Consider the following 9,989-nt stretch of genomic DNA (forward strand, 5'->3'; position numbering starts at 1 on the left):
AACTGGAAGAAGGCCTACGTGACGCTCCACGAGGGCGAACACATCGAGCTGTTCGAGGGCGTGTAACCGGGCCCAAAGGCCCGCGGGCGCTGTTGGCAAGAGGGGATAGACCATGGCAATCAAACGGTTTCGGCCCACCTCCCCGGGGCGGCGGTTCATGACGGTCTCGGCCTTCGACGAGATCACCCGGACCGAGCCCGAGAAATCTCTGGTGCGGCCCCTGAAGAAGTCCGGGGGGCGGAACAACCTGGGGCGGATCACCTGCCGGCACATCGGCGGGGGGCACAAGCGGCGGTACCGGGTCGTCGATTTCAAGCGGGACAAGCGGGGCATTCCGGCACGCGTGACCTCGATCGAGTACGACCCGAACCGGAGCGCCCGGATCGCCCTGCTGACCTACGCCGACGGTGAGAAACGCTACATCCTGGCCCCCAAGGATCTCAAGGTCGGCGACACGATCCAGGCCGGTCCGGGCTCCGAGATCCGGCCGGGCAACGCCCTGCCGCTGGCCGAGATGCCGCTGGGCTCGCTCGTGCACAACGTGGAACTCAAGCCCGGCAAGGGCGGCCAGATCGTGCGGGCCGCCGGCACCTACGCCCAGCTTTTGGCGAAGGAGGGGGACTACGCGACCCTGCGCCTCCCCTCCGGCGAGGTTCGGAGGGTCCGGATTGAGTGCTACGCCACGGTGGGCCAGGTCGGCAACGAGGACCACGAGAACATCTCGTTGGGGAAGGCCGGCCGGTCCCGTTGGCTCGGCATCCGCCCCACCGTGCGGGGCGTGGCCATGAACCCGGTGGATCACCCCCACGGCGGCGGCGAGGGCCGGACCTCGGGCGGCCGCCACCCGGTGACCCCCTGGGGCGTGCCCACCAAGGGCAAGAAGACGCGGAAGAATCGGACGAGTGACCCGTTTATCATCCGGCGGCGGAAGTAGGAGCTTGATCGATGGCTCGTTCCCTGAAAAAAGGCCCGTTTGTTGACGAGCATTTGCTCAAGAAGGTGCTGACCGCGAAGCAGACCGGGGATCGCCGCGTGATCAAGACCTGGTCGCGGCGCTCGACGATCACCCCGGACTTCATCGGGCTCACGTTCGCCGTTCACAACGGCAAGACCTTCGTCCCGGTGTACGTGACCGAGAACATGGTCGGACACAAGCTTGGCGAGTTCGCGCCGACGCGCACCTTCCGGTCGCACATCAAGGGCGAAGGCAAGGGCAAGCGCCGCTGATCCGGCGGGAGGATCCTCGAATGGAAGCGAAGGCGACGTTGCGGTATCTGCGGATGTCCCCCCGCAAGGTCCGGCTGGTGGCCGACCTGGTGCGGGGGCGGCGGGTGGAGGAGGCGATCCGGATCCTGCGGTTCACGCCCCGGCGGGCGAGCCTCCCGGTGCGCAAGGTGATCGAGTCGGCCGTGGCCAACGCGGAGAACAACCATGGCCTCGACATCGACCAGCTGTGGGTCCGGGAGATCCGGGTGGACGAGGGCCCGACGCTCAAGCGCTGGCGGCCCCGGGCCCGGGGGCGGGCCACCCCGATCATGAAGCGCACCAGCCACGTGGCGGTGGTTCTCGAGGAACGGTAGAGGAGGGTTTCGGTGGGTCAGAAAGTCCATCCCTATGGATTTCGGGTCGGCATCAATAAGCCCTGGTTGAGCCGGTGGTTCCGCGAGAAGGACTACGCCGCCACGCTCCACGAGGACTTCGAGATCCGGGGGCTCCTGAAGCGGGAGCTCCAGGAGGCCGGGGTTTCGCGGATCGAGATCGAGCGCGTGGCCAACAAGATCCTCGTGGAGATCCACACGGCGCGGCCCGGCATCGTGATCGGCAAGAAGGGGGCCGAGATCGAGCGGCTCCGCAAGCTCCTGGCCCAGAAGACCGGCCGGGAGGTGTTCATCAACGTCCGCGAGATCAAGCGGCCCGAGCTCGACGCCCAGCTCGTGGCGGAGAACATCGCCGACCAGCTTCGCCGCCGGGTGAGCTTCCGGCGGGCCATGAAGCGGGCGGTGAACGCCGCGATGAAGCTGGGGGCCGAGGGCATCCGGGTGGCCTGCGCCGGGCGGCTCGGTGGCGCGGAGATCGCGCGCACCGAGTGGTACCGGGAGGGGCGGGTGCCGCTCCACACCCTGCGGGCGGACATCGACTACGGATTTGCGGAGAGCCGCACCACCTACGGCGTGATCGGCGTGAAGGTGATCATCTTCAAGGGGGAGATCCTCACCGACGCCGAGGGGCCGAAGTTGGCAAGGGGTAGCTGACCATGTTGATGCCCAAGTCGACCAAGTGGAGAAAGCAGCACCGGGGCCGCCGCAAGGGCCTGGCCTACCGGGGGAGTCAGATCAACTTCGGCGACTTCGCCCTTCAGGCGGTGACGAACGGGTGGGTCAGCAACCGGCAGATCGAGGCCGCGCGTATCGCGATCACCCGCCACATCAAGAGGGGCGGGCGCGTCTGGATCCGGATCTTCCCGGACAAGCCCATCACCAAAAAGCCCCTCGAAACCCGGATGGGGAAGGGGAAGGGCTCCCCCGAAGGGTGGGTGGCGGTGGTCAAGCCGGGCCGGATCCTGTACGAGGTGCGGGGGGTGAGCGAGGAGTTGGCCCGGGAGGCCCTGCGGCTCGCCCAGTACAAGCTGCCGGTGCGGACCCGGATCATCTCGAGGGAGGACGTCTATGAACGCTAAGGAGCTTCGGGAACTGACGGACGCCGAGCTCGAGGCCCGGGAGCAGGAACTCCGGCAGGAGCTTTTCAACCTGCGGTTCCAGCACGCGCTGCGGCAACTGGAGAACACGGCGAGGATCCGGCAGGTGAAGCGAGAGATCGCCCGGATCCTGACGGTGCTCCGCGAGCGGCGGGGCGCCTTGGCGAGCGGATGAGAGGGCCCGACATGGCAGAGAAGACGCGGGGACACCGGAAGCGGTTCGTCGGGGTCGTGGTGAGCGACCGGATGCAAAAGACGGTCACGGTGCGGGTCGAGGGCCGGCGCCCCCACCCCGATTACGGAAAGTTCGTCCTTCGGTCCAAGAAGTACCTGGCCCACGACGAGGCCGAGGAGTGCCGGGTGGGCGATAAGGTGCTCATCGAGGAGACCCGCCCGTTGAGCCGGCGCAAGCGGTTTCGGGTGAAGCAGATCCTGGAACGGGCCGTCTGAGCCGACCGGGCCGGTGGCGGTAAGGAGAGCGGGCAATGGTTCAGCAGGAAACGGTTCTGAACGTCGCCGACAACTCGGGTGCCAAGAAGGTCTACTGCATCCGGATCGCCGGCGGGTCGAAGCGCAAGTACGCCTCCGTGGGCGACATCATCACGGTGTCGGTGCGCGAGGCCATCCCGAACAGCAAGGTGGGCAAGGGGTCGGTGATGCGGGCCGTCGTGGTGCGGACCCGCAAGCCCGTGCGGCGGGCGGACGGCAGCTACATCCGCTTCGACGACAACGCGGCCGTGCTGATCAACAAGGACGGCGAGCCCATCGGCACCCGGGTGTTCGGCCCGGTGGCCCGGGAGCTGCGGGCGAAAAACTTCATGAAGATCGTGTCGCTCGCGCCGGAAGTGCTGTGAGCGGTCCCGAGCGGTAAGGAGCCTCGGCATGGGAGCCAAGATCAAGCGCGACGATATGGTGGAAGTGATCGCCGGGAACGACCGGGGCAAACGCGGTAAGGTGCTGCGGGTGCTCCGGGAGCGGGACCGGGCCCTGGTGGAGCGGGTGAACGTGGTGAAGCGGCACATGAAGCCCAGCGCCACGAGCCAGGGGGGCATCCTCGAGAAGGAGGCGCCGATCCACCTTTCGAACCTGGCGTTGGTGTGCGAGAAGTGCGACCGCCCGGTGCGGGTGGGTTTCCGGATGTTGGAAGACGGCCGCAAGGTCCGCGCCTGCAAGCGGTGCGGCGAAGTGTTCGACAAGTAGCGGCGTCTGAGACCGAGCGTGGGCAAAGGGTAGCCATGGCGAGACTGAAAGAGCGTTACCGGCAGGAGGTTGTGCCCCACCTGATGAAGAAGTTCGGGTACCGCAACGTGATGCAGGTGCCCAAGATCGAGAAGGTGGTGGTGAACATCGGTGCCGGCGAGGCCAAGGACAATCCGAAACTCCTGGATCAGCTGGTGGAAGACCTGGCGGCGATCACGGGGCAGCGGCCGGTGGTCACCCGGGCCAAGCGCTCCATCGCCAACTTCCACCTGCGCGAGGGGATGCCGGTGGGGTGCCGGGTGACCCTGCGGGGCGACCGGATGTACGAGTTCCTGGACCGCCTGATCAACGTGGCCCTCCCCCGGGTGCGCGACTTCAAGGGGGTTTCGGGCAAGGGCTTCGACGGCCGGGGAAACTACACGCTGGGCATTGCCGAGCACGTGATCTTTCCCGAGGTGGACCTGGAGAAGGTCGAGAAGGTGAAGGGGATGAACGTCTCCGTCGCCACCACCGCCGAGACCGACGAGGAGGCCAAGGAGCTTCTTCGGGAGCTCGGCATGCCGTTCCGCAACTGATCCGGTTGAGGAGAGGGTACCGTGGCTACGACAGCGAAGATGGAAAAGCAAAAGAAGATGCCCAAGTTCCGGGTGCGCTACCGGAACCGGTGCCGGGTCTGCGGACGGCCCCGGGGGTATTACCGGAAGTTTCAACTCTGCCGGGTGTGCCTGCGGAAGTTCGCCCACGAGGGGCTTCTGCCGGGCGTGACCAAGGCCAGCTGGTAGGCTCGATTCGAAGGAGACGACGGGTATGTCGATGACCGATCCCATCGCGGACATGCTCACCCGGATCCGCAACGGCCTGATGGCCGGGCAGAAGACGGTGATCATCCCCGCCTCCAAGGTCAAGCGGGCGATCCTCGAGATCCTGGTGGAAGAGGGGTATCTGGCCGGCGTGGACTACGAGGACGACGGCAAGCAGGGCGTGCTCGTGGCCCGGCTCAAGTACGACAACGAGGGCAAGCCGGTGATCGAGGCGCTGCGGCGCCTGAGCAAGCCGGGCCGGCGGGTTTACGTGGGCAAGGACGAACTCCCGAAGGCCCGCAGCGGGTACGGCACGGTCATCGTCTCCACCTCGAAGGGCATCCTCACGGACCGCAAGGCCCGGGCCCTCGGGGTCGGGGGTGAGGTCATCTGCGAAGTCTGGTAAGGCGGAGAGAAACCGATGTCCAGAATCGGAAAGAAGCCCGTGGTGGTGCCCAAGGGCGTGGAGATCCGCTTTCAGGCGCCCGAGCTCACGGTGAAGGGGCCCAAGGGCACCCTGAGCGCCCGCATCCCCGAGGGGATCGGGCTCGAGATCGACGACGGGGAGATCCGGGTCACCCGCCCCAGCGATGACCGGCGGATGCGGTCGCTCCACGGCACGACCCGCAGCGTGGTGCAGAACCTGGTGACCGGCGTGACCCAGGGGTTCCAGAAGGATCTCCAGATCGAGGGCGTGGGGTACCGGGCGAACCTCCAGGGCAACACGCTGGTGATGAACCTGGGGTTTTCCCACCCCGTGGAGTACCCGGTGCCCCAGGACGTGAAGATCGAGGTCAAGGACCAGCGGGTGATCTCGGTTGCCGGGATCGACCGCCAGCGGGTGGGCCAGGTGGCCGCCGAGATCCGGCGGGTCAAGCCGCCCGAGCCCTACAAGGGCACGGGCATCCGCTACGTCGGGGAACACATCGTTCGCAAGGAAGGGAAGTCCGGGGCACGGTAACCCCCGGGCGCGCGCTTTGAGGAGCCGACCGCCATGAACCGACTGGAAGCGAAGCGCCGGGCCCGCCTGGCCCGGAAGAAGAGGGTCCGCAAGAAGATCCGGGGCACCCCGGGCCGACCCCGGCTCACCGTGTACAAGAGCCTCAAGCACATCTACGCCCAGATCATCGACGACTCCACGGGCCGCACCCTGGTGGCGGCGTCGACCGTGGCGCGGGATCTCAGGGGCGACCTCAAATCCACCGGGAACCTGGAGGCCGCCCGGGCCGTGGGGTTGGCGATCGGGCGCAAGGCGCTCGCGCGCGACATCACCCGGGTGGTGTTCGACCGGAACGGATACCTATACCACGGCAAGGCCAAGGCGTTGGCCGAGGCGGCGCGGGAAGCCGGCCTCCAGTTCTAGCGCGTGCGGCCCAGCGAGGAGGGAAGATCCTTGAGCAGAATCGGCAGGGGCCAAGAGGCCAGGGACCAGGAGTTCACCGACCGCCTGGTGTATCTGAACCGGGTGGCCAAGGTGGTGAAGGGCGGCCGGCGGTTCTCGTTCAGCGCCCTCGTGGTGGTGGGTAACCAGAACGGCAAGGTGGGGATCGGCCTGGGGAAAGCCAAGGAGGTTCCCGAGGCGATCCGCAAGGCCGTGGAGCGGGCCAAGCGGGAACTCCAGGAGATTCCCATCATCGACGGCACGCTGCCCCACGAGGTCACGGGCGAGTTCGGGGCGGCCAAGGTGGTGATGAAGCCGGCGGCGCCGGGCACCGGGGTGATCGCGGGCGGAGCCGTGCGGGCCGTGCTGGAGTCGGTGGGGGTGCGCGACGTGCTCACGAAGTGCATCGGCACCAACAACCCCCACAACGTGGTGCGGGCCACCATGGAGGGGCTCCTGCGCCTTCGGGATCCTCGGGAGATCGCGGACCGCCGGGGCAAAACCCTCGACGAGATCCGGGCGTAATCCCGTAGCACATCGAGAAGGATAGAGCGCCATGCGACTGCACGACATTCGGCGCCCCGCCGGGGCGGTGACGAAGCGCAAGCGGGTGGGCCGCGGTGAGGGGTCGGGCCTGGGGAAGACCGCGGGCCGGGGTCAGAAGGGGCAGAAGGCCCGCAACACCGTGAAGCGGGGCTTCGAGGGCGGCCAGATGCCCCTCCAGCGGCGGCTGCCCAAGGTGGGGTTCCGGAACCCCTTCCGCAAGGAGTACGCCTACGTCAACGTCCGCGACCTCAACCGGTTTGAGGACGGCACCGAGGTGACCCCGGCGCTCCTGCTGGAACAGGGGCTCATCAAGAAGCTCAAGCACGGGGTCAAGATCCTGGGCAAGGGGGAGCTCGAGCGCCGGCTCGTGGTGGTCGCCCATCGGGTGAGCAAAGGGGCCCGGGAGAAGATCGAGGCGGCCGGCGGCCAGGTGAAGGAGGTGTAACTTGGCCGGAGACTGGCAGGGCCTCGCCAAGGTCCCGGAACTGAAGCGCCGGCTGCTGGCTACGTTCCTTTTGCTGGGCGTGTACCGGATCGGGGCCCACGTGCCGGTGCCCGGGATCGACGCCACGGCGCTCGCCGAGTTCTTTGCGCAGGGCCAGGGAAGCATCTTCGGCTTGATCGACATGTTCGCGGGTGGGGCCCTGAGCCGGATGAGCGTGTTTGCGCTCGGGATCATGCCCTACATCAGCGCCTCGATCATCCTGCAGCTCCTCACGGTGGTGAGCCCCACCCTGGAGAAGCTCTCCAAGGAGGGGGAGCAGGGCCGGCGCAAGATCACCCAGTACACCCGGTACGGCACGGTGCTGCTGACCCTGATCCAGGGGTTCGGCATGGCCGTAGGGCTCGAGGGCATGGCGGGCCCGAGCGGGGCCAGCGTGGTCCTGTGGCCGGGCTGGGGCTTTAGGCTCATGACCGTGGTGACCCTCACGGCGGGCACCGCGTTCATCATGTGGCTCGGCGAGCAGATCACCGAGCGGGGCATCGGCAACGGGATCAGCCTGATCATCTTCGCCGGCATCGTGGCGGGGCTGCCGGGCGCGGCCGTGAACACCTTCAAGCTGATGAAGGCCGGGCAGCTCAACCTGTTCGTGGTGCTGTTCCTGGTGGCCCTCATGGTGGCGGTGGTGTTCTTCATCGTGTGGGTCGAGCGAGCCCAGCGCCGGATCCCGATCCAGTACGCCAAACGGGTGGTGGGGCGGCGCGTGTACGGTGGCCAGGCGAGCCACCTGCCGCTGAAGGTGAACACGGCCGGGGTGATCCCGCCGATCTTCGCCTCGTCGCTCCTGATGTTCCCGACCACGGTGGGGCAGTTCATCGATCACCCCTGGGTGCAGACGGTGACGACGTGGCTCTCGCCGGGCAACTGGCTCCACGACGCCCTGTACGTGGTCTTGATCTTCTTTTTCGCGTACTTCTACACGGCCGTGACCTTCAACCCGGTGGATGTGGCCGACAACCTGAAGAAGTACGGCGGGTACATCCCGGGCATCCGGCCGGGCCAGCGCACGGCCGAGTACATCGACAAGGTGCTGTCGCGGCTTACGTTCTGGGGGGCCCTGTACGTGAGCGCCATCTGCGTGCTCCCCACGATCCTGATCAGCCGGTTCGGGGTGCCGTTTTACTTCGGGGGCACCGGGCTCCTGATCGTGGTCGGGGTGGCGCTCGACACCGTGGCCCAGATCGAGACGCATCTCATTGCGCGCCAGTACGAAGGGCTTATGGGAGGCCGCCGGATCCGGGGCCGCCGGTAGGTGGCGCCCGGGGGCGGGATCGTTTCGTGATTCGGGAGAGGAGGGAGACGCGATGCGGCTGATTCTTTTGGGCCCCCCGGGGGCGGGCAAGGGAACGCAGGCGAAACGGCTGATCGAGCGGTACGGCATCCCCCAGATCTCCACCGGGGACATCCTGCGGGCCGCCGTCCGGGACGGCACGGAGCTCGGTAGGAAGGCCAAGGAGTACATGGACGCGGGGAAGCTCGTGCCCGACGAGGTCGTGATCGGGATCATCGAGGAGCGGCTCCAGGAGCCCGACTGCGCCAAGGGGTTCATCCTCGACGGGTTCCCGCGCACGGTGCCCCAGGCCGACGCGCTGGGCGAGGTGCTCGGAAAGCTGGGCCAGGCCATCGACCACGTGGTGAGCATCGAGGTGCCCGACGAGGAGCTCGTGGAGCGCCTGACCGGCCGCCGGACCTGCCGCGGTTGCGGGGCCATGTACCACGTGAAGTTCACGCCTCCGGCCAAGGACGGGGTGTGCGACAAGTGCGGGGGCGAGCTCTACCAGCGCGATGACGACCGGGAGGAGACGATCCGGTCCCGGCTCAAGGTCTATCACGACCAGACGGCCCCGCTCGTCGAGTACTACGAGAAGGCCGGGCTTCTGCGGCGGGTTCCCGGACAGGGGTCGGTGGACGAGATCTACCAGAGGATCCTGGAGGTCTTGGAGGGTTGATCGTTCTCAAGTCCCGGGCCGAGATCCGGGCCATGACCCGGGCGAACCGGATCGTGGCCGAGATCCTCTCCAAGGTGAAGGAGGCGGCCCGGCCCGGGGCGACCACCTGGGACCTAGAGGTCCTGGCGCGCGAGGAACTCAAGCGGCGCGGCGTGCGGGGGGCGTTCCAGGGGGTGCCGAACCACCGGGGGGAGCCCTTCCCGTGCGTTTTGTGCACCTCGATCAACGACGAGGTGGTGCACGGCATCCCGAGCCCGAAGCGGGTGCTGCGTGAGGGGGACCTTCTCAGCGTGGACTTCGGCGTGGTGGCCGACGGGTTCTACGGCGACGCCGCGTTCAGCGTGTGCGTGGGGGAGTGCTCCGACCGGGCCCGGAGGCTGATCCGGGTGGCCGAAGAGGCCCTGGAGGCCGGGATCCGGGAGGCACGGCCCGGCCGGCGGGTGGGAGACATCTCCGCGGCCGTGCAGGAGGTCGTGGAGGGGGCCGGTTTCACGGTGGTCCGGGAGTTCGTGGGCCACGGGATCGGCCGCTCCCTCCACGAGGAACCCCAGGTGCCCAACTTCGGGACCCGGGGCACGGGCGTGCGGCTTCGGCCGGGGATGGTGCTGGCCATCGAGCCGATGATCAACGACGGCGACGTGGGGGTGGTCCTGGACCCGGACGGGTGGACTGCCCGGACCAAAGACGGGAGCCTGGCCGCCCACACGGAGCACACCGTGGCGATCACGGAAAAGGGCCCCCAGGTGTTGACGCGGCTAAGCTAACGAGGCGGAGCGCACATGGCGAAGGAAGAGGCGATCGAGGTCGAGGGGACCGTGGTGGAACCCCTGCCCAACGCGATGTTCCGGGTGGAACTCGACAACGGGCACAAGGTGCTGGCCCACGTGTCGGGGAAGATGCGCAAGTACTTCATCCG

General features: G+C 67.6%; 20 protein-coding genes. All 20 read left to right on the forward strand.

All coding sequences use genetic code 11. From position 1 onward, the window contains the following. The first annotated feature begins 112 nt into the window (after positions 1-112). Entirely contained in the window at positions 113-934 is an 822-nt protein-coding gene (gene rplB / locus ACY0I8_RS13180) for a 50S ribosomal protein L2 (protein WP_461395119.1), read from the forward strand. An 11-nt stretch (positions 935-945) separates the two neighbouring features. Continuing rightward, positions 946-1,227 carry a 30S ribosomal protein S19 gene (gene rpsS / locus ACY0I8_RS13185; protein WP_459942752.1) on the forward strand — a complete coding sequence of 94 codons (282 nt, stop codon included), beginning with the start codon at positions 946-948 and terminating at the stop codon, positions 1,225-1,227. Positions 1,228-1,247: 20 nt separating this feature from the next. Next, a complete protein-coding gene (gene rplV / locus ACY0I8_RS13190) occupies positions 1,248-1,580 on the forward strand; it encodes a 50S ribosomal protein L22 (protein WP_025324253.1) in 333 nt (110 codons plus the stop codon). 12 nt (positions 1,581-1,592) lie between these two features. Further along, positions 1,593-2,252 carry a 30S ribosomal protein S3 gene (gene rpsC, locus ACY0I8_RS13195; protein ID WP_461395120.1) on the forward strand — a complete coding sequence of 220 codons (660 nt, stop codon included), beginning with the start codon at positions 1,593-1,595 and terminating at the stop codon, positions 2,250-2,252. A 2-nt stretch (positions 2,253-2,254) separates the two neighbouring features. Continuing rightward, positions 2,255-2,677: a large ribosomal subunit protein uL16 gene (gene rplP, locus ACY0I8_RS13200; protein WP_459942754.1), complete on the forward strand. Its 423-nt coding sequence runs from the start codon at positions 2,255-2,257 to the stop codon at positions 2,675-2,677. Next, the gene (rpmC, locus tag ACY0I8_RS13205) at positions 2,667-2,870 is read left to right on the forward strand and encodes a 50S ribosomal protein L29 (RefSeq protein ID WP_461395121.1); all 204 of its coding nucleotides are present in this window, start codon (positions 2,667-2,669) and stop codon (positions 2,868-2,870) included. Before rplP ends, rpmC begins: the two co-directional genes overlap by 11 nt. Before the next feature lie 11 nt (positions 2,871-2,881). Further along, the gene (rpsQ, locus tag ACY0I8_RS13210) at positions 2,882-3,145 is read left to right on the forward strand and encodes a 30S ribosomal protein S17 (RefSeq protein WP_461395122.1); all 264 of its coding nucleotides are present in this window, start codon (positions 2,882-2,884) and stop codon (positions 3,143-3,145) included. Between the two features lie 35 nt (positions 3,146-3,180). Next, complete coding sequence (gene rplN, locus ACY0I8_RS13215) at positions 3,181-3,549, forward strand: 50S ribosomal protein L14 (protein WP_461395123.1); 369 nt, start codon at positions 3,181-3,183, stop codon at positions 3,547-3,549. A 28-nt stretch (positions 3,550-3,577) separates the two neighbouring features. Further along, the gene (gene rplX, locus ACY0I8_RS13220) at positions 3,578-3,895 is read left to right on the forward strand and encodes a 50S ribosomal protein L24 (protein WP_461395124.1); all 318 of its coding nucleotides are present in this window, start codon (positions 3,578-3,580) and stop codon (positions 3,893-3,895) included. Between the two features lie 35 nt (positions 3,896-3,930). Further along, the gene (rplE, locus tag ACY0I8_RS13225) at positions 3,931-4,470 is read left to right on the forward strand and encodes a large ribosomal subunit protein uL5 (protein ID WP_459942759.1); all 540 of its coding nucleotides are present in this window, start codon (positions 3,931-3,933) and stop codon (positions 4,468-4,470) included. A gap of 21 nt (positions 4,471-4,491) precedes the next feature. Next, positions 4,492-4,677, forward strand: coding sequence for a 30S ribosomal protein S14 (locus tag ACY0I8_RS13230; protein ID WP_459942760.1), 186 nt, complete (start codon positions 4,492-4,494; stop codon positions 4,675-4,677). 25 nt (positions 4,678-4,702) lie between these two features. Beyond that, positions 4,703-5,101 carry a 30S ribosomal protein S8 gene (gene rpsH, locus ACY0I8_RS13235; RefSeq protein WP_461395125.1) on the forward strand — a complete coding sequence of 133 codons (399 nt, stop codon included), beginning with the start codon at positions 4,703-4,705 and terminating at the stop codon, positions 5,099-5,101. Positions 5,102-5,116: 15 nt separating this feature from the next. Next, complete coding sequence (gene rplF, locus ACY0I8_RS13240; RefSeq protein ID WP_461395126.1) at positions 5,117-5,656, forward strand: 50S ribosomal protein L6; 540 nt, start codon at positions 5,117-5,119, stop codon at positions 5,654-5,656. Between the two features lie 33 nt (positions 5,657-5,689). Beyond that, positions 5,690-6,058: a 50S ribosomal protein L18 gene (gene rplR / locus ACY0I8_RS13245; protein ID WP_461395127.1), complete on the forward strand. Its 369-nt coding sequence runs from the start codon at positions 5,690-5,692 to the stop codon at positions 6,056-6,058. Positions 6,059-6,088: 30 nt separating this feature from the next. Beyond that, the gene (rpsE, locus tag ACY0I8_RS13250) at positions 6,089-6,601 is read left to right on the forward strand and encodes a 30S ribosomal protein S5 (protein ID WP_461395128.1); all 513 of its coding nucleotides are present in this window, start codon (positions 6,089-6,091) and stop codon (positions 6,599-6,601) included. A gap of 31 nt (positions 6,602-6,632) precedes the next feature. Then, entirely contained in the window at positions 6,633-7,067 is a 435-nt protein-coding gene (gene rplO, locus ACY0I8_RS13255; RefSeq protein WP_461395129.1) for a 50S ribosomal protein L15, read from the forward strand. A 1-nt stretch (position 7,068) separates the two neighbouring features. Beyond that, the gene (secY, locus tag ACY0I8_RS13260) at positions 7,069-8,376 is read left to right on the forward strand and encodes a preprotein translocase subunit SecY (RefSeq protein ID WP_461395130.1); all 1,308 of its coding nucleotides are present in this window, start codon (positions 7,069-7,071) and stop codon (positions 8,374-8,376) included. Positions 8,377-8,428: 52 nt separating this feature from the next. After that, complete coding sequence (locus ACY0I8_RS13265) at positions 8,429-9,073, forward strand: adenylate kinase (protein ID WP_461395131.1); 645 nt, start codon at positions 8,429-8,431, stop codon at positions 9,071-9,073. Next, on the forward strand, positions 9,070-9,837 hold the full coding sequence (gene map, locus ACY0I8_RS13270) for a type I methionyl aminopeptidase (RefSeq protein WP_461395132.1): 768 nt from the start codon (positions 9,070-9,072) through the stop codon (positions 9,835-9,837). The genes ACY0I8_RS13265 and map overlap by 4 nt, the downstream gene beginning before the upstream one ends. 15 nt (positions 9,838-9,852) lie before the next feature. Continuing rightward, on the forward strand, positions 9,853-9,989 hold a 137-nt coding region (gene infA, locus ACY0I8_RS13275; RefSeq protein WP_461395133.1), incomplete at its 3' end, for a translation initiation factor IF-1.

The organism is Deferrisoma sp. (genome assembly GCF_054681715.1).

Bases quoted from the DNA above. Each gene is read 5' to 3' on its own strand.
- rplO (WP_461395129.1), top strand. From the start codon at position 6,633: ATGCGACTGCACGACATTCGGCGCCCCGCCGGGGCGGTGACGAAGCGC.
- rplV (WP_025324253.1), top strand. From the start codon at position 1,248: ATGGAAGCGAAGGCGACGTTGCGGTATCTGCGGATGTCCCCCCGCAAG.
- rplP (WP_459942754.1), top strand. From the start codon at position 2,255: ATGTTGATGCCCAAGTCGACCAAGTGGAGAAAGCAGCACCGGGGCCGC.
- ACY0I8_RS13265 (WP_461395131.1), top strand. From the start codon at position 8,429: ATGCGGCTGATTCTTTTGGGCCCCCCGGGGGCGGGCAAGGGAACGCAG.
- rpmC (WP_461395121.1), top strand. From the start codon at position 2,667: ATGAACGCTAAGGAGCTTCGGGAACTGACGGACGCCGAGCTCGAGGCC.
- rpsQ (WP_461395122.1), top strand. From the start codon at position 2,882: ATGGCAGAGAAGACGCGGGGACACCGGAAGCGGTTCGTCGGGGTCGTG.
- rplN (WP_461395123.1), top strand. From the start codon at position 3,181: ATGGTTCAGCAGGAAACGGTTCTGAACGTCGCCGACAACTCGGGTGCC.
- rplR (WP_461395127.1), top strand. From the start codon at position 5,690: ATGAACCGACTGGAAGCGAAGCGCCGGGCCCGCCTGGCCCGGAAGAAG.
- rpsS (WP_459942752.1), top strand. From the start codon at position 946: ATGGCTCGTTCCCTGAAAAAAGGCCCGTTTGTTGACGAGCATTTGCTC.
- rplB (WP_461395119.1), top strand. From the start codon at position 113: ATGGCAATCAAACGGTTTCGGCCCACCTCCCCGGGGCGGCGGTTCATG.
- rpsH (WP_461395125.1), top strand. From the start codon at position 4,703: ATGTCGATGACCGATCCCATCGCGGACATGCTCACCCGGATCCGCAAC.
- rplF (WP_461395126.1), top strand. From the start codon at position 5,117: ATGTCCAGAATCGGAAAGAAGCCCGTGGTGGTGCCCAAGGGCGTGGAG.
- rplX (WP_461395124.1), top strand. From the start codon at position 3,578: ATGGGAGCCAAGATCAAGCGCGACGATATGGTGGAAGTGATCGCCGGG.
- rplE (WP_459942759.1), top strand. From the start codon at position 3,931: ATGGCGAGACTGAAAGAGCGTTACCGGCAGGAGGTTGTGCCCCACCTG.